1 protein-coding gene is annotated in these 512 nt (G+C 55.1%); it reads left to right on the top strand.

Going from position 1 to position 512, the window contains the following annotated elements; genetic code table 11:
- Positions 1-22 precede the first annotated feature (22 nt).
- On the top strand, positions 23-469 hold the full coding sequence (locus ACW7G5_RS14820) for a hypothetical protein (RefSeq protein ID WP_457005792.1): 447 nt from the start codon (positions 23-25) through the stop codon (positions 467-469).
- Positions 470-512: the final 43 nt, after the last annotated feature.

Below are 512 nucleotides of genomic sequence, written 5' to 3'. Positions count from 1 at the left end.
GTTAGGCACCTAGTGGAGTCGCATGGCCAGATCCATCGCAGCTACTGTGATCTGCTTGATAGCGCTCTTGTGGTCAGGGGCGTTCCTGATGTCAGCGGTCGCGCATGGCAGCGCGCTTGTATGGCCGATACAGAACGTTGGTTTCGGCCCACACGTTATGCCGTGGTCTGAGGTGATCTTTCTATTCGTGCGAGGACTCGCAGGGGTCGTTGTAGCGATCTCGCTGTACAGGTTAGTGGGCAGAAGGCCTCACCTTTCCATCGCGCTGATCGCCGCTGCCGTGGTGGTTATCGTGCACTACTCCTACTATCTTCTGCAATTCTGGCCAGATGCCAAGTACCTCAATGTCAGTGTACTTGCGTTCTTATCCCCGGTTCTTATTATTGATCTTGGGGTGCATATAGTAATCTTGGTAATTGCCTCCTGGCGCGTCATCCGTGTCGTACAGGCGAGGCGCTCAGGTGCCTAACAAGTCATTCAAGCCGACGCCGCTTCGCGGCGCGGCTTAATTC

Source organism: Luteimonas sp. A501 (assembly GCF_054052085.1).
The sequence above is the reverse complement of the archived record's forward strand: the minus strand, read 5'-3'. Positions and strand labels throughout refer to the sequence as shown.